16 protein-coding genes are annotated in these 15,663 nt (G+C 65.3%); 8 read left to right on the top strand and 8 right to left on the bottom strand.

Going from position 1 to position 15,663, the window contains the following annotated elements:
* Window positions 1-73: 73 nt before the first annotated feature.
* Genes HELO_RS04090 through HELO_RS04080 form a run of 3 tightly spaced genes read right to left on the bottom strand, consistent with a single transcriptional unit; the run spans window position 74 to window position 1,566 of the window.
* Window positions 74-439: a thiol-disulfide oxidoreductase DCC family protein gene (locus HELO_RS04090; RefSeq protein ID WP_013331519.1), complete on the bottom strand. Its 366-nt coding sequence runs from the start codon at window positions 437-439 to the stop codon at window positions 74-76.
* A 41-nt stretch (window positions 440-480) separates the two neighbouring features.
* Window positions 481-1,053, bottom strand: a complete 573-nt coding sequence (gene rloA3 / locus HELO_RS04085; RefSeq protein WP_013331518.1) for a retropepsin-like aspartic peptidase RloA3 — start codon at window positions 1,051-1,053, stop codon at window positions 481-483.
* 36 nt (window positions 1,054-1,089) lie between these two features.
* Window positions 1,090-1,566 carry a YbhB/YbcL family Raf kinase inhibitor-like protein gene (locus tag HELO_RS04080; protein ID WP_013331517.1) on the bottom strand — a complete coding sequence of 159 codons (477 nt, stop codon included), beginning with the start codon at window positions 1,564-1,566 and terminating at the stop codon, window positions 1,090-1,092.
* A 151-nt stretch (window positions 1,567-1,717) separates the two neighbouring features.
* Here HELO_RS04080 and HELO_RS04075 point away from each other — a divergent pair, with 151 nt between their 5' ends.
* A complete protein-coding gene (locus tag HELO_RS04075) occupies window positions 1,718-2,179 on the top strand; it encodes a flavodoxin family protein (RefSeq protein ID WP_013331516.1) in 462 nt (153 codons plus the stop codon).
* 101 nt (window positions 2,180-2,280) lie between these two features.
* On the opposite strand, the gene fadA is transcribed toward HELO_RS04075, so the two are convergent.
* Together fadA and fadB are read right to left on the bottom strand one after the other, a co-directional pair.
* Window positions 2,281-3,459: an acetyl-CoA C-acyltransferase FadA gene (gene fadA / locus HELO_RS04070; protein WP_013331515.1), complete on the bottom strand. Its 1,179-nt coding sequence runs from the start codon at window positions 3,457-3,459 to the stop codon at window positions 2,281-2,283.
* 57 nt (window positions 3,460-3,516) lie between these two features.
* A complete protein-coding gene (gene fadB, locus HELO_RS04065; protein WP_013331514.1) occupies window positions 3,517-5,700 on the bottom strand; it encodes a fatty acid oxidation complex subunit alpha FadB in 2,184 nt (727 codons plus the stop codon).
* Window positions 5,701-5,839: 139 nt separating this feature from the next.
* Here fadB and HELO_RS04060 point away from each other — a divergent pair, with 139 nt between their 5' ends.
* Window positions 5,840-7,078, top strand: a complete 1,239-nt coding sequence (locus HELO_RS04060; protein ID WP_013331513.1) for a DUF5924 family protein — start codon at window positions 5,840-5,842, stop codon at window positions 7,076-7,078.
* A gap of 75 nt (window positions 7,079-7,153) precedes the next feature.
* Window positions 7,154-7,594 (top strand): transcriptional regulator SlyA, encoded by a 441-nt coding sequence (slyA, locus tag HELO_RS04055; RefSeq protein WP_013331512.1) that lies wholly within the window; start codon window positions 7,154-7,156, stop codon window positions 7,592-7,594.
* A gap of 4 nt (window positions 7,595-7,598) precedes the next feature.
* Here slyA and HELO_RS04050 read toward each other — a convergent pair whose 3' ends face one another.
* The gene (locus HELO_RS04050) at window positions 7,599-8,147 is read right to left on the bottom strand and encodes a hypothetical protein (RefSeq protein WP_013331511.1); all 549 of its coding nucleotides are present in this window, start codon (window positions 8,145-8,147) and stop codon (window positions 7,599-7,601) included.
* 149 nt (window positions 8,148-8,296) lie between these two features.
* On the opposite strand from HELO_RS04050, the gene HELO_RS04045 reads away from it, so the two are divergent.
* On the top strand, window positions 8,297-8,758 hold the full coding sequence (locus HELO_RS04045; protein ID WP_013331510.1) for a universal stress protein: 462 nt from the start codon (window positions 8,297-8,299) through the stop codon (window positions 8,756-8,758).
* A 231-nt stretch (window positions 8,759-8,989) separates the two neighbouring features.
* On the opposite strand, the gene HELO_RS04040 is transcribed toward HELO_RS04045, so the two are convergent.
* Window positions 8,990-10,933, bottom strand: coding sequence for an ATP-binding cassette domain-containing protein (locus HELO_RS04040; RefSeq protein ID WP_013331509.1), 1,944 nt, complete (start codon window positions 10,931-10,933; stop codon window positions 8,990-8,992).
* Between the two features lie 114 nt (window positions 10,934-11,047).
* Here HELO_RS04040 and HELO_RS04035 point away from each other — a divergent pair, with 114 nt between their 5' ends.
* Both HELO_RS04035 and HELO_RS04030 read left to right on the top strand, forming a co-directional pair.
* On the top strand, window positions 11,048-11,935 hold the full coding sequence (locus HELO_RS04035; RefSeq protein WP_013331508.1) for a TatD family hydrolase: 888 nt from the start codon (window positions 11,048-11,050) through the stop codon (window positions 11,933-11,935).
* A 2-nt stretch (window positions 11,936-11,937) separates the two neighbouring features.
* Window positions 11,938-12,417: a hypothetical protein gene (locus tag HELO_RS04030; protein ID WP_013331507.1), complete on the top strand. Its 480-nt coding sequence runs from the start codon at window positions 11,938-11,940 to the stop codon at window positions 12,415-12,417.
* Between the two features lie 6 nt (window positions 12,418-12,423).
* Here the strand turns inward: HELO_RS04030 and HELO_RS04025 are convergent, their stop codons facing one another.
* Window positions 12,424-12,975 (bottom strand): elongation factor P hydroxylase, encoded by a 552-nt coding sequence (locus HELO_RS04025; protein ID WP_013331506.1) that lies wholly within the window; start codon window positions 12,973-12,975, stop codon window positions 12,424-12,426.
* A 151-nt stretch (window positions 12,976-13,126) separates the two neighbouring features.
* On the opposite strand from HELO_RS04025, the gene HELO_RS04020 reads away from it, so the two are divergent.
* The gene (locus HELO_RS04020; RefSeq protein WP_013331505.1) at window positions 13,127-14,578 is read left to right on the top strand and encodes an MATE family efflux transporter; all 1,452 of its coding nucleotides are present in this window, start codon (window positions 13,127-13,129) and stop codon (window positions 14,576-14,578) included.
* Between the two features lie 31 nt (window positions 14,579-14,609).
* Entirely contained in the window at window positions 14,610-15,593 is a 984-nt protein-coding gene (locus HELO_RS04015) for a DUF3080 family protein (RefSeq protein WP_041601899.1), read from the top strand.
* Window positions 15,594-15,663: the final 70 nt, after the last annotated feature.

Raw genomic sequence — 15,663 nt, 5'->3', positions numbered from 1 at the left:
CGCTCGCGTTGCAGGGCCGTCGCCGGTCGGTTCACGATCCTTCTCCATGGGCGCGGTTCTCAGGGGCTCCTGACTATAATCGCCCCTGCCGGGCCAGTCGCCGCCTGACCCAGCGATCGTACCACCAGGTCAACACGGGCTTGATCACGGGCAGGCCGATGAGCACGGCCAGGGGACGCAACCGCGGGATTCGCTGCATCAACAGGATATAGGCATCCATGCCGCGATACAGCCTGCTCCCGGCATCTTCCACATGCAGCGAAAGCAGGGCCTCCTGCACCGTGACGCCGTGCTCACTCAACACGGCCTCATGGGTGTTGGCATCCAGCCACTCCACCGATTCCGAGTGCCGCGCCAGACGCTCATAGCGACGGCGCTCTCGACGGCAGATCGGACAGGCCGCGTCATAGTAGACCTTCAATGGGGACGAGTCGCTCACGAGCCCTCCGCAAGCCGGTTCATTCGGTGGCGCCGAGCAAGCTAGATGCCGATATCCTCGTCGAGATCCTTGTCTTCATGCTTGCGCAGCGGCGTATCCTCGTCGCACTCCAGGTCGTGGACGAAGGTTCGGGTCACGTCCAGCAAGCCAAGATCCTGGATGGTGCGCCGCCCGAGCAGGACCGGATAGGTCATGTCATCGCGATCCTCGAGGCTGAACTGCTCCTCATAGCGGGTATCGCCGATGCACAGCGTCATCAGCACCGCCGGCCGACGATCCTCGCCTCCGGCTCCACTCAGGAGCAGCTTGCGGAAGATGGGGCGCTCGAAGGTCTTCGAGACGACCTCGCCGGTCGCTTCATCTTCGACTTCGACGACGAAGCGAACCCATTCCTCGCCATCGCGCTCGAATTTCTCGATGTCCTCCGCCTGCATGGAAGAGGTCAAGGCACCACTATCGAGCTTGACCTTTACCTCGGGCCCCCAGGGTTCCTCGATGGTGGCCTTTTCCACCCAGCCAAACACATCGGGCTCGTCATCGCTGGCCATGGCCGAGCCACTCATCAGGCCGGTGGCAAGGCAGGCAATCAACGCATGGCGTATCGATTGGTACATACCGACTCCTTTCGCTATTTCCTCAAGCCGCGCTGTTCAATCGCGACGATAGGTGCCGACCAGGCGGTTCATGCCCAGCAGGTGCGGCTCGACCTGCTTGAGCAGCTCGGCCATGGTGATGCCTTCGGGCAAGGCGGTGGGCTTGTCCAGCGCCAGCACCCAGAAATAGTACTGATGGACACCATGCCCTTCCGGCGGCATGGGACCGCCATAGCCGTTGCGCCCGAAGTGGTTGACCCCGCGGGTCCCCTCGGAGGTGGCTTCCTCGAGCGAGGTGGTGGAGCCCGGCAGATTATAGAGCACCCAGTGCACGAAGCCGTAGCCGCCATGCTCCACCAGGGGCGCGTCGGGATCGTGGCAGATCACTGCAAAGCCCTTGGTGCCCTCAGGCGCATCGTGCCAGGACAGCGCCGGCGACAGATCCTCTCCTTCGCCGGTGTGGCGTGCCGGAATCTCGCCCTGATCGGTGAAGGCGGGGCTTTCCACCCGCATGTTCGTCAATGCAAAGGCCATGATCGTCGATCTCCCTGAGATAATATCGTGATGGGAAACACTGCACCGTGTTTCCGGCCGTCTTAAGGCTCGGCAAATGCCATTAGCCTGTCAACGACCTCCACCCATGGCATGATGGCGCAAGCGACACTCTTCAACCCGGAGGCGCCCAATGAAACGCTTGCTGATCGTGGCCCATGCGCCTTCCGACAACACCCGACGCCTGCGCGATGCCGCCGACCGAGGGGCTCACCATCCCGATGTCGAAGATGTGGAAGTGATCACCAGGCCTCCGCTGGAAGCCGGCCCCGAGGATATCCTGGCCTGCGATGCCATCCTGCTCGGCACCACCGAAAACCTCGGCTACATGAGCGGCGCCCTCAAGGATTTCTTCGACCGAAGCTACTACCCGGTATTGGAAAAGCAACAAGGCCTGCCCTGCGCGCTCTACATCCGGGCCGGCCGAGACGGCACCGGCACACGGCGCGCCGTGGAGAGCATCGTCACCGGACTGGGCTGGAGATGGGTGCAGGAACCGCTGACGCTGAGAGGCGAATGGCAGGATGACTTCGAGGCCCGGGTGGAAGAACTGGCGCTGACCCTGGCTGCCGGCCTGGAGGCGGGGATACTCTAGGTCCCTTGCCGGATTCCCCTGCGAGCCACCAGCCCCATCCAACGCAAGCGGCGCCCCTCGGGGCGCCGCTTGCGTCGATATCGCCTTGATGACTCAGGGCGTTACCTCAGGCGTTCGAACACCGTGGCCACGCCCTGCCCCATGCCGATGCACATGGTGGCCAGGCCCAGCGAGGTGCGCTGCTCCTGCATCACGTTGAGCAGTGTCGTGCAGATACGCGAGCCCGAGCAGCCCAGCGGATGGCCCAGGGCAATGGCGCCACCATGCAGGTTGACCGCCTCATCCATCCTGTCGCGCAGGCCGAGGTCCTTGAGTACCGGCAGCGACTGGGCGGCGAAAGCTTCGTTGAGTTCGACGGTCTGGATGTCGTCGATGGTCAGGCCCGCCGTCTTGAGCGCCTTCTTCGACGCCGGCACCGGGCCATAGCCCATGATCGAGGCGTCGCAACCCGCCACGCCGGTCGACAGCACCCGGGCGATGGGCTCCAGCCCCAGGGCACTGGCCCGCTCGGCGCTCATCACCGCCATGCCACTGGCGCCCACGGAGAGCGCCGAGGAAGTGCCGGCGGTCACGGTGCCGTTGCGCGGGTCGAACGCTGGCTTGAGTTCGGCCATCGCTTCCAGGCTGGCATCGGCGCGAATGACCTCGTCGCGATCCACCCGAACCCGGAAACCCTGGGCATCGTGGCCCTCGATCCCGATGATCTCGTTATCGAAGCCGCCGTTCTGCTGAGCGGCATAAGCCCGCTGGTGGGAGCGTACCCCGAAGGCGTCCTGGTCCTCGCGGGAAACGCCGTGCATCTTGCCCAGCAACTCGGCGGTCAGGCCCATCATCATGGCCGCCTTGGCGGCATGCTTGCTGGCCGCCGGGTTGACGTCGACGCCATGGGTCATCGGCACATGTTCCATGTGCTCCACCCCGCCGATGATGTAGAAGTCCCCCATGCCGGCCCGGATGTTGGCAGCAGCGATGTGCAGGGCGCTCATCGAGGAGCCGCACAGACGATTGACGGTCTGGGCCGGCACGCTGCGCGGAATGCCGGTCATGATCGCCGCGTTGCGTGCGATGTTCATGGCCTGCTCGAGGGTCTGGTTGACGCAGCCCCAGATGACGTCGTCGACCTCGGCGGGATCGAGGTTCGGATTGCGATCGAACAGCGCCTGCATGACGCCGGCTGACAGGTTCTCGGCACGCACGTGGCGGAAGGCGCCGTTCTTGGCCTTGGCCATGGCGGTACGCACGCCATCGACTACCACGATGTCTCTCGGATTCACACTCATCGAATTCGTTCTCCCCGGCACTTGATCAATAGCAGGTGGTGAATGGCACGTGGTAAATCAGGCCTCGGCGGCATCCTGATAGAAACGCTCGCCGTTGCGCGCCATCTCGCGCAGCCTGTCGGTCGGCGCGTAGAGAGCCCCGAGTTCGGCGGCCAGCTCGTCGGCCTGGGCAACGAACGCCTCCAGCCCCATGGCGTCGATATAGCGCAGCGCACCACCCCGGAACGGCGGGAAGCCGATGCCATAGATCAGCGCCATGTCGGCCTCGGCCGGCGTGCCGACGATGCCATCCTCCAGGCAACGCACGGTCTCCAGGCACAGAGGCGTCATCATCCGCGCGATGATGTCCTCGTCGGAAAACTCGCGGCCCGACTCGGCAATGCCCTTGACCAGCTCGATGGCCGCCTCGTCGCGGACCTTCCTGGGCTTGCCCTTCTTGTCCTCTTCGTAGGCATAGAAGCCCTTGGCGTTCTTCTGCCCCAGACGCTCATTGTCGAACATCACCTGGATGGCGCTCTTGCCCTCACTCCCGGCACCGCCCAGGCTGCCCATGCGCTCCGGGAAGCCTTCGGCCATCACCTCACCGGCGTGCACGGCGGTATCCATGCCCACCACGTCGAGCAGATAGGCCGGGCCCATCGGCCAACCGAACTTCTCCATCACCCTGTCGACGCGCTGGAAGTCGGCCCCGGCGGCCATCAGTTGGCTGAAGCCGCCGAAATAGGGGAAGAGCACGCGGTTGACCAGAAAGCCCGGGCAGTCATTGACCACGATGGGCGTCTTACCCATCTTGCGGGCATAGGCCACGGTCGCGGCCACGGCACCGTCGCCGGTCTTTTCACCGCGAATGACCTCGACCAGCGGCATGCGATGCACCGGGTTGAAGAAGTGCATGCCGCAGAAATTCTCGGGCCGCTTCAGGTTCTCGGCGAGCCGGGTGATCGAGATGGTCGAGGTATTGGAGGTGAGGATGGTGTCCTCGCTCACGTTCTCCTCGACCTCGGCGAGCACCGCCCCCTTGACCTTGGGATTCTCGACCACCGCCTCGACCACCAGGTCGACGTGGGAGAAATCGCCATAGGAAAGCGTCGGCCGGATGTTGCTGAGCCGCTCGGCCATCTGCTCGTTGGAGAGCTTGCCGCGCTCCACCTGCTTGGCGAACAGCTTGCGGGCCTCCTTGAGCCCCAGTTCGATGGCCTCGTCCTTGATGTCCTTCATCAGGATCGGCGTGCCCTTGGAGGCGCTCTGATAGGCGATGCCGCCGCCCATGATACCCGCGCCGAGCACCCCGGCCCGCTCCACGGGCACCGATTGCTTCGCGTACTGACCGCCCTTTTTCTTGACCACCTGATCGTTGAGGAAGAGGCCCACCAGGTTGTAGCAGACATCGGTGAGCGCCAGCTTGCCGAACGCCTTGGCTTCGATGGCCTGGGCCCGGGCGCGCTCCTCGCCGGCTCCCTTCTGGATGACCTTGATCGCCTCGATCGGCGCCGGGTAATGCGGTCCGGCCTTGCCGGCCACATAGCCCTTGGCCGTCTCGAAGGCCATCATCTGCTCGATGGCGTCGAGGCCCAGGGGGCTGCATTTTTCCGTGCGACGTGCCTGGTAATCGAGTTCGCCGCTCCGGGCCCGATTCAGAATGTCGCGCGCCGCTGCCTCGAGAGACTCGGGCGGCACCACGGCGTCGACCGCGCCGACCGACAGGCAGGCATCGGCGCGATTCTCGGTGCCACCGGCGATCCACTCGATGGCGTTGTCGGCGCCGATCAGCCGCGGCAGACGCACGCAGCCACCCCAGCCGGGCAGGATGCCGAGCTTGGTCTCGGGCAGGCCGATCTTGGCGGTCTCGCTCATCACGCGAAAATCGGTGGCCAACGTCACCTCGCAGCCGCCCCCCAGAGCCAGGCCGTTGATGGCGCTGACCGTGGGGAAAGGCAGGTCCTCGAGACCGTTGAAGATCCCGTGCACCTGCTCGAGCATGCTCTGAATCTCGTCCTCGCCCTTGGCGAACAAACCGTGGAACTCGGTGATGTCGGCGCCGACGATGAAGGCGTCCTTGGCACTGGCCAGCACCAGGCCTGCGATGTCGGATTCGCCACGCAGCGCTTCCAGCGCCTGTTCCAGTTCCTGGACCACAGCGCTGGACAGCTTGTTGACCGACTCATCCTTCAAGTCGAAGGTCAGGGTCGCGATGCCCTCGTCATCGCGCGCCACCGAGATGGCATTGCCTTGATAGATCATCCACGAATCTCCGTGCAGGAATTCATACGGCCGTTTGATTCGTGACAGCTTGGTCCACTCCCAGCGTCACGTCAAGCCCCCCGAGGCCCCGCCAACAGCGTTTTCCCCGATCGATACGACAAGCTGTTAGACTGCGCCCATGTCACCGAATCGTCCCGTCAGTGGACCACCTCACCGCCCAGAGCCAGGCCCCGCCGGCGCCTCCCGAGTTGGCGCCTGGGAACAGCGCATCGAGCGCATCGCCGCGAGAATTCGCCCCTGGAGCTGGCTCTGGCCACCGATGGCCTTCCTGGCCGGCGTCGGCAGTTTTTTCCTGGTCGAGCGTCAGCAATGGCTCGGTGCCATGCTGACCCTGGGCATGCTGCTGACCTGGTTCCTGTTGCTTTCGGAAAGCCTGATCGGCCGTTTCCTGGCCCAACGCGGCTATCCCACCCTGCCGCGTGGCGTGACGACCTTCATCGCCCAGATGGTGCACCAGGAGACACTCTTCTTTACCCTGCCCTTCCTGCTGGCAACCACGGTATGGACCAGCGGTCAGGCGCTCTTCACCCTGTCGATGGTGGCACTGGCGATACTTTCGATCCTCGACCCGCTCTACTATAGACTCGCTGAGCGCCGCCGGGGACTCTACTTCGCCTTTCACGCCCAGTGCGTCTTCCTGGTGGTCCTGGTCACCCTGCCGACCCTGTTGCATCTGACCACCGGCCAGAGCCTGCTGTTGGCGCTTGCGGCCACGGTGATCTTCAGCCTGCCGAGCCTGCTGCATCTTTTGCGACCCATGACGGCACGCCGCTGGCTGCTCATGCTGGCCCTGCTGCCAGTGCTGGCCGGGGGCGCCTGGGTCGGCAGGATCTGGGTCCCGCCGGCCAGCCTGTGGATCTCGGGCAGCGCCCTCTCCCCGGAATTCAATGTCGAGACCCGCTCGCCACAAGGACAACTGCGCCTGACCCCCGATGCCCTGGGCGACCATGGCCTGTATGCCTACACCGCCATCCACGCCCCCAGGGGACTGCGCGAGGAGATCGTCCATGAATGGCGCCACGGCGGCGAGCTGATCGACCGCATCCCGCTCGAGATCCAGGGAGGACGCGAGCAGGGCTACCGGGCCTGGACCCACAAGCGCAATTTCCCTGAGCACAGCGCCGGCCGCTGGCGCATCGACGTCATGACGGCCAGCGGTCAACGCATTGGCGTGTTGCGCTTCCGGGTGGCGGCCGATACCGCAGCAGCCACCCTGGCCGACGGGCACATCAACGTGCCCATCGGACTTCCCGGACTGGACGTGCGTCGGCTGGTGGCTCGTTCCGAGGACACCACCTCCGCCAATGGTCAAAATACCGTTGACGACGCCACTCCTTCCCCTGAGGATAGTGAGTAGCCTTCAAACCATAAGGTTGCATTCCACGCCAGGGCTTCGGACAATCCTGACAGGTTTCTTCAACGTAGATATGCCATGCATCAGAACATCGGCTTCCAACTCGCTCGCGTGCCGCGCTTGTGGCGCGCCATCATCGACCGGCGTCTGGCCCCAGACGGCCTGACTCAGACCCGTTGGGTCACGCTTTATCACCTGTGGAAGATGGGTGATGACCAGGCCCAGTGCGACCTGGCCAGGGCCATCGGCGTCGAGGCACCATCCCTGGTCCGCACGCTCGATCAGCTTTCCGAACAGGGCCTGATCGAACGCCGCCCCTGTGGCCAGGATCGGCGCGCCAAGCGCATCTTCCTGACCGACAAGGCCACGCCCTTGCTCGAGCGCATCGAGACCGTCGTCACCCAGGCCAGGAAGGAAATGCTGGAGGGCCTGGACGATGCCGAGGTCGACCAGCTCATCGACCTGCTGTCGCGCATCGAAGCCAATGGGCTGGCGATCCAGGAGCGAGAGGAAGGCTAGTCTCCTAACCGCCAGCGGAGGGCGGCACTCTGGGTAGCTGCGCACGGCGATGGGCCTCGGGATAGTCCGGTCGATTGGCCAGGTCGTCGCGCAGCGCTCGCATACGCTCATCGAGATCCGCGAATGCCTCGTTCGAGCAGGATTCATCCCACCACAGCGTCAGACAGGCGGTGCTCGATTCGACGACCACCGCATCTTCCGGCAGGCATTCCAGCAGGGCCTCCAATCCATCACGCGCCACGGTCGGCAGCGGCCGCAGCGGCTCCACGCGCCAGCGCCACCCCGGCAGGAAAGGCTTGAGCGCCTGGCTGGCCACGGCATCGCGCACCAGCAGGAAGTCGGGCCCGGGATGCTGGGATGGATAGCGCCATCGGTAGGCCGGCAGGGTGTCGCCGTCCTCGTGCAGCGGCGATGTCTCGATTCGCACGGCGACCCCGCTTTCCCGGGCGAGATCGCGCAGCCCCATCACGCGCTGCTGTCGCTGGCTCGGGCGCAGCCACATCGCTGGCGCGAATGCCAGCCCCACCACACCAAGAATGATCAACCAGAGCATTCGTTCATCCTGCCTTATCCGGGGAGCTCGAATAACATGCCGTTATTCCGTTTTCCTGTATTGATGCAAGTCGTTGTCTTGTCGTCCCGGGCATCCTAGAGTGGAAGGCAGTCACCAACACCGTTGGACACCGCCGCGGAGAATGCAACATGAGCAACGAGTATCGTCACATCCTGGTCGCCGTCGATCTGACCAAGGACTCCCAAAAGGTTCTGGAACGCGCGATGCACATCGCCGACCGCAACCATGCAAAGCTGTCCATAATGCACACCCTGGAGCCGCTGGGCTTCGCCTATGGTGGTGATATTCCCATGGACCTCACCAGCATCCAGGACCAGCTCGACGAACACGCCAAGCAGCGCCTCGCCGAGATCGCCGACTCTCAGGTGCCGCGTGAAAACCAGCACGTCATGGTCGGCATGCCCGATACCGAGATTCACCGCTTCGCCGATGATCAAGGGGTCGACCTGATCGTGGTCGGTTCGCATGGCCGCCACGGCTTCGCCCTGCTGCTGGGCTCCACCTCCACCGGCGTGCTCCACGGCGCCAAGTGCGATGTCCTGGCCGTACGCGTCGGCACCGGCGAGGATGGCGAGGAAAGCGCCGAGTAGGCCCCTTTTAGCGCTCCGCTTGCAGGGCCTGGGTTGGCCTTTCATGGCCAACCCGTTCGGCGGCATGCGCCTCACATGGCAAAAGACCCTCGCCTCACCTTGCCCCGCCCCTAACAGAGCGCGTCGTTAACCGTTCCAGCGCCTTCTATCGGCCGTCTGCCGGATTCGCCTCATCACCGCTCGCCTGAGCGTCCCTGGCCAGGCGCTTCCGGGAAGCCGCCATGGCGCCGCTTACCCTTCTCCGGTGACCATCGCCTCGAGTTCCATCCAGCGCTCCATCGCCGTATCCAGTTCGGCCTGCTTGTCGCTCAGGGCCTGCAGGGTTGCGGTCACGGTGTCGGGATCCTGTTGGTAGAACGCCGGATCGCCCACCTGGCGCTCGAACTCGGCCACCTCACCCTCGAGGCGTTCGATCTCCACCGGCAGGCCGTCCAGTTCGCGTTGCAGCTTGTAGGAAAGCTTGGCACGCTTCGGCGCCGGCGAAGTACCAGCCGTCGACGCGCCCTCCGGAGCTTTCCGGGAACCGCCGGACTCAGCCTCGGCCACCGGCTCGGCCCGCTGGCGCGCCGCGCCTTCCCAGGGCGCCGGCGGCAACTTGCCTCCCTGGCGCACCCAGTCGCTGTATCCGCCGACGTACTCGCGCACCTTGCCCTCGCCCTCGAAGGCCAGCACGCTGGTCACCACATTGTCCATGAAGGCCCGGTCGTGGGAGACCAGCAGCAGGGTCCCCTCGAAGTTCAACAGCAACTCCTCGAGCAGCTCCAGGGTCTCGACATCCAGGTCGTTGGTCGGCTCGTCGAGCACCAGCACGTTGGCCGGCTGGGTGAACAGCCGCGCCAGCAGCAAACGATTGGACTCGCCACCGGAGAGCGCCTTGACCGGCTGACGCGCCCGCTCCGGGGTGAACAGGAAATCCTGCAGATAGCTCATCACGTGGCGATCGCGGCCACCGACCTGCACCCGGTCGCTGCCCTGGGCGACGTTGTCATAGACCGTCTTCTCCGGCTCCAGCCCGGCACGCAGCTGATCGAAATACGCCACCTGCAATTTGGTGCCGACCCGCACGCTGCCTTCGCTCGGCTCGAGTTCGCCGAGCAGAATCTTGAGCAGCGTCGTCTTGCCGGCACCGTTGCGGCCGATGAAGCCGATCCGATCGCCCCGCTGGATCTCGATGCTGAAATCGTCGATCACCTTTTCATCGCCGAAGCGTTGCGTCACGTTCTTGAGCTCGACGACCCGCTTGCCGCTGCGCTCACCGCTTTCCACGGCGAGATTGGCCCGTCCCTGGCGTTCACGGCGCTCGCCTCGTTCGCGGCGCATCTGCTCCAGGGCCCTCACGCGCCCTTCATTGCGGGTACGCCGTGCCTTGATGCCCTGCCGGATCCAGGCTTCCTCCTGGGCCAGCTTCTTGTCGAACTCGGCATTCTCGCGAGCCTCGACTTCCAGTTCGTGGGTCTTCTGTTCCTGGTACTTGGCGTAATCGCCGGGATAACGCCCCAGCCGACCGCGGTCGAGCTCGAGAATCGCCGTGGCCAGCCGGGAAAGGAAAGCCCGGTCGTGGGTGATGAACAAGACCGCCCCATTGAAGGCGGCGAGTTGCTCTTCCAGCCAGGCGATGGTGTCCAGGTCGAGGTGGTTGGTGGGCTCGTCGAGCAGCAGCAGATCGGGCTCGGCCACCAGGGCGCGGGCCAGCGCCACTCGCCGCCGCCAGCCACCGGAAAGCCCGGCCATCTCGGCGTCCTCCGGCAAGCCGAGTCGCGTCAGCACCACATCGATGCGCTGGTGGAAGGACCAGCCGTCGATCGCCTCCAGGCGGCTCTGCAGCTGCGCCATGCGCGACATGTCGGGATCATCGGCCTGCACCAGATGATGATACTCGGACAGCAGTTCACCGGCCTCGGGCAGCCCCTGGGCCACCACATCGAAGATGGTCGCACCGGAGGCATCGGGCAGTTCCTGGGCCAGCACGCCGATCTTGAGCCCGGGAGCCCGCCAGATGTCACCGCCATCGGGGGTGATCTCGCCGGCCACCAGCTTGAGCAGGGTCGACTTGCCGGTGCCGTTGCGGCCCACCAGTGCCAGGCGTTCGCCCTTTTCCAGCACCAGGTCGGCGCCATCGAGCAGCACCTGGGGACCATAGGCCAGTTGCAGCCGTTCCAGACGTAGCAGGGTCACTCACACACCTCCAGGTTCATCGAGGGCGCTAGTGTAACGTATGACCGCCCCGACGTGGCCCCATCCCGCACTCGACGGGTACAATGTGCGACCGCTGTACAGGAGGATACCGTCTTGGCCGATACCGCCGATCCCCGCGATGATAGCCTGCCCGAGGCGTTGAGATTCCGTTCGCCGGCGCCGCTGGTGGACATCGGCGCCAACCTGACCCACCCGAGCTTCGCCCATGATCTGGACGCGACCCTCGACCGGGCCCGAAGTGCCGGTGTCGAAACACTGATCCTGACCGGCACGGATCGCGAACACGCCGAGCAGGCCGCCGAGCTGGCCCGCGAACGCGCCGGCCTCTACGCCACCGCCGGCCTGCATCCCCATGGCGCCAGCGAGTGGTCGTCGTCGCTGGAAGCCGCCATGCGCGAGCTGCACCGCCGCCCCGAGGTGGTCGCGGTGGGAGAATGCGGCCTGGATTTCAACCGCAATTTCTCCACACCCGCCGAGCAGGAACGCGCCTTCGAGGCTCAGCTTGGCCTCGCCGCCGAAAGCGGTCTGCCGTTGTTCATCCATGAACGCGATGCCGGGGCGCGCCTGCACGACATCCTGCACGCTTGGCGCGACGATATTTCCCAGGCGGTGGTGCACTGCTTCACCGGGGAGCGTCGCACGCTGCACGGCTATCTCGATCTGGACCTGCACATCGGCCTGACCGGCTGGCTGTGCGACGAGCGCCGCGGCCATCACCTGCGCGAGCTGGTCGGCGACATTCCCCTGGAACGCCTGATGGTGGAAACCGACTGCCCTTACCTGCTGCCGCGCAATTTACCTGCCAAACTCAAGGGCAGACGCCACGAGCCGGCACTGCTGCCGTGGATCGTGCGCGAGATCGCTCACTGGCGAGGCCTGACCGAAGCCGAACTGGCCAGGGCCACCACCGCAACCGCTCGTCGCTTCTTCCGGCTCGATGCGGCGGACGACAACCACCCTGCCCTCGAGGAGGGAAACTGACCATGGATGAGCTGCCCGCTTTCATTGCGATCGAGACCGGCAACGACGGGGACCTGCCGCTCTCCATCGCCTGGACCCTGCCGGATGGCCGCGTCAAGCACACTCTGATCCAGCCGGACAACGACTGGCTCGAGGACGAACTGGTCTCGCTGGGCGATTACAGCCTGGAAGAACTCAACAGCATGGGCGTGAGCCCCCTGGACGTGATCCGCGAGCTGGAGACCGATCACTTCAACGCCACGCTCTACACCGCCGGAGTCGGCGACGACGAGGCCGCCCTGTCACGCCTCTTCGAGACCTATGGACTCGATCCGTTCGTCGAGCTGGCCCCCGCCGACAGCCTTTACAACGGCCTGGCGCCGGGAGAATGGGCTCGCGCCAGAGGGGACATGTTCGGAGAACTGGGACTCGAGCCGATGCGGCCCGAGGAGGAAATCCAGGTGATGCTCGCCCTGCACCTGAGAATCAACGAGGACACCTGACGCCTCTCACGCCGGCTCGGGCGCCTCGCGCCCCGCGGCCAGCGCCTCCTCGAGCGAGGCATCCTCACCATAGAAGGCTGCCAGTGCAGTGCGAAAGGCCTCGGCGCGACGCGGCAACCCTTCCGCCTCATAACGTGCAGCTCGTGCCTCGACCCGCGACCGGAAGGCGTCACGATCGACCTCCGCTTCGCCGCCAAGGTTGTCGACGCTGACGTTGAACCGCAGTCCGCAGGCCCGGGAAAACAGCAACTCCAGGGCCTGGGGCGCCACCTCCACCGACTCGAACTCGCGCTGCTGGCCGGCATCCCGGCCATCGGGCTGATACCAGTAGCCGTAATCTTCCCACTGGCGTCGACGTGCGCCGGCGATGCACCAGTGGCTGATCTCGTGCAGGGCGCTGGCATAGAAGCCATGGGCAAAGACCACCCGATGCCAGGGGGTCGAGGCATCGGCCGGCAGATAGATCGGTTCGTCGTCGCCGCGCACCAGGCGGGTACGGTGGCTCGACATGAACAGGCCGTCGAACAAGGCGATGACATCGTCGAGACGGTGTGTCACACGGACTCCAGAACAGTGACTGATCGGCATGGCGAAGACGTAGTATATCGAGCCGCCGCCAGGGGCGAAAACCGCCATTCGCTGATAGACTAGAGCGTTCCCCGCATGCATGACGCCCGGGGCTTCTCGTCATTCGCATGGAGCATGAGCCGTGGCTCGATTCATCACCGATTTGTTCGAGGTGTCACGCCGCGACACCGGCCCGCTGATCCGTCTCGCCCTGCCCATCTGCGGCGCCCAGCTCGCCCAGGCCGGCATGAGCGTCGTGGACGTGATGATGACGGGCCGTCTCAGCGCTACCGACCTGGCAGCGGTCTCGGTGGGCTCCAGCCTGTGGATGCCGCTTATGCTGTTCATGACCGGTACCCTGATGGGACTGACGCCGGTCGTCGCACACCTGCTTGGCGCCCAGCGTCGAGCGGACATCCGTATACAGGTACACCAGGCCCTGTGGATCGGCCTCGCCCTGGGGATCCTCTCGGCCGTTCTGCTGTGGACGGCGGTGATGCCGATCTTCGCGGCGATGGATGTACCCGACGAAGTCGCCCAGCGCTCGGCCGGCTACCTGGCGGCGGTCGGCTTCGGCATGCCCGGCGTGGCGATCTTCCAGTCCCTGCGCGCCTTCTCCGACGGCATGAACCATACGCGCCCGGCGCTGTGGATCAGCCTGATCGGGCTGGCCGTCAACATTCCCAGCAACTATGTCCTGATCTACGGCGGCGAGGGCCTCACGGCCCTGCTGGGCGATGGGCTGCCCGCCCCCCTGCAGGCACTGCCCGCGCTGGGCGCCATGGGCTGCGGCATCGCCACCGCGCTTTCCATGTGGGTCATGGGCCTGAGCATGGCCGCCTACACGCGTCGCAGCCGGGCCTATGGTGACGTCGAGCTGTGGCGTGAGCCATCACCGCCACGCTGGCGCCTGATCGGCGAGCTGCTCCATATCGGGGTCCCCATCGGCGTGGCGATCTTCGTCGAGGTTACGCTGTTCACGCTGATCGCTCTGTTCGTCGCCAGCCTCGGCGAAGTGACCGTGGCCGCACACCAGGTGGCGCTCAATTACACCGGCCTGCTGTTCATGCTCCCCTTGTCGCTGGGCATGGCACTCACGGTCAGGGTCGGCAACACCCTCGGCCAGGCAAGGCCCGACCTCGCTCGTCTGGTCGCCTGGAACGGTATCCTGATCGCCCTGGTGGTGGCCTTGCTCAACAGCCTGATACTGTGGCTGACGGCGGTTCCCGTGATCGAGCTCTATACACACGACACCGCGGTCCAGCAACTGACACTGTCGCTGATCGGCCTGGCCATGATCTATCAGGTGTCCGACTCCCTGCAGGTCAGCCTCGCCGGCGCCCTGCGCGGCTACAAGGACACCCGCGTGATCATGCTGATCACCATGCTGGCCTATTGGCTGGTAGGGCTCGGCGGCGGCCACTGGCTGGGCGTATACGGGCTGTTCGATGCCGTGGCGCCCATGGGCGTGCATGGCTACTGGACCGGCCTGATCGCCGGCCTGACGGTGGCCGCCATCCTGCTGGGAGAACGTCTGAGACGGCGCAGCAAGGCGGTGGCACGTGGCGATGAAGCGATTCCCGATACCGACTGAACACGGCCCACGGTGGTGGCGACTCGCCCTCGTGTTGCTGCTGAGCGGCTGGCTCGCCGGCTGCAGCGATGGCGAGGCCGAACGGCGCTTGCAGGCTTATCAGCAACGCCTCGCCTCCGCACTGGCGCTGTCACCGCCGGAGCCCACCACCCCGGACAACATCGGTGCCTTTCCGGAGCGCCAGGCGCGGCGTTTTCCCCTCCCGGACATGCGCCAGGGCCTGCTCGATGTCTATGCACTGCGCGGCTGTCATATCGGCAACCTGGTGGCCAATCGCAACAACCAGTTGGGCCGCGTGGCGGCCCCCAGCCAACGCTGGCTCTACGAGCTCGAACTCTGGCGGCGCCTCAGCGCCTGCTGGCACACGGAAGTCCCCGAGTCCCTCGATGCCGACGACCGCCAGCGCCTGGCTCGGCTGACGCAACTCAAGACCGAGCGCCTGCCCCGTGCCAGCTGGAATGCGCTCTTCGACTCGAGTGAATGGGCCGACAGTTTTTCACGGGCCAGCTCGCCGCTGCCCCCGGATGCCCTGTCCGCGGTGGATGAACAACTGCCTGCCCTCGCCTACCTGCGCGAGGCGGCGCTGCACCAGCTCGACCCGAACTGGACGACGGACTCCGCAACCCTAGAGCGTCACCTGAACACGCTGCGTCAGCGCCCGCTGACGGCGGAACTGCTGCGCGCTCTGCTGCTGGCCGAACAACGCCTGACGGAGGCTTCCGCACTGCTCGAGACGGCACTGGCTCGTGCCGAGGACTGCAACGCCCCCGACCAACTGCCTGACATGACATCCTTGAATCGCTGGCTGACACGACTCGAGGAGCAGTCGGCCCGCTGGTTGAGGGCCATTCGCGACCTTCTCGATGCCCACCCGCTGGACCCTCCGCCGGCCGTCGCCGCCTATCGCCAGCGTTGGCTTTCCCTGGACAATCCGGACGCGCCCTGGTCGGCGATGGTCGCCGCTCGACAGCGACATCAAGCACTCCGCCAACGACTGAGCGAACGCTGCCGATGAACGCCGGGACTTAACGGGGTCATCACTCTGTGCTATTGATGGAAGAACAGTGACGTTGTGCGCTGCCGAC

It is taken from the genome of Halomonas elongata DSM 2581 (assembly GCF_000196875.2).
In the GTDB taxonomy this organism is placed as follows: domain Bacteria; phylum Pseudomonadota; class Gammaproteobacteria; order Pseudomonadales; family Halomonadaceae; genus Halomonas; species Halomonas elongata.
This window is presented reverse-complemented; position numbering and strand designations above follow the sequence as displayed.

What these genes read in the sequence shown, in the direction of transcription:
- rloA3 (WP_013331518.1), bottom strand. Translation starts at nt 1,053, where the DNA reads ATGTACCAATCGATACGCCATGCGTTGATTGCCTGCCTTGCCACCGGC.
- HELO_RS04080 (WP_013331517.1), bottom strand. Translation starts at nt 1,566, where the DNA reads ATGGCCTTTGCATTGACGAACATGCGGGTGGAAAGCCCCGCCTTCACC.
- HELO_RS04075 (WP_013331516.1), top strand. Translation starts at nt 1,718, where the DNA reads ATGAAACGCTTGCTGATCGTGGCCCATGCGCCTTCCGACAACACCCGA.
- fadA (WP_013331515.1), bottom strand. Translation starts at nt 3,459, where the DNA reads ATGAGTGTGAATCCGAGAGACATCGTGGTAGTCGATGGCGTGCGTACC.
- fadB (WP_013331514.1), bottom strand. Translation starts at nt 5,700, where the DNA reads ATGATCTATCAAGGCAATGCCATCTCGGTGGCGCGCGATGACGAGGGC.
- HELO_RS04060 (WP_013331513.1), top strand. Translation starts at nt 5,840, where the DNA reads ATGTCACCGAATCGTCCCGTCAGTGGACCACCTCACCGCCCAGAGCCA.
- slyA (WP_013331512.1), top strand. Translation starts at nt 7,154, where the DNA reads ATGCATCAGAACATCGGCTTCCAACTCGCTCGCGTGCCGCGCTTGTGG.
- HELO_RS04050 (WP_013331511.1), bottom strand. Translation starts at nt 8,147, where the DNA reads ATGCTCTGGTTGATCATTCTTGGTGTGGTGGGGCTGGCATTCGCGCCA.
- HELO_RS04045 (WP_013331510.1), top strand. Translation starts at nt 8,297, where the DNA reads ATGAGCAACGAGTATCGTCACATCCTGGTCGCCGTCGATCTGACCAAG.
- HELO_RS04030 (WP_013331507.1), top strand. Translation starts at nt 11,938, where the DNA reads ATGGATGAGCTGCCCGCTTTCATTGCGATCGAGACCGGCAACGACGGG.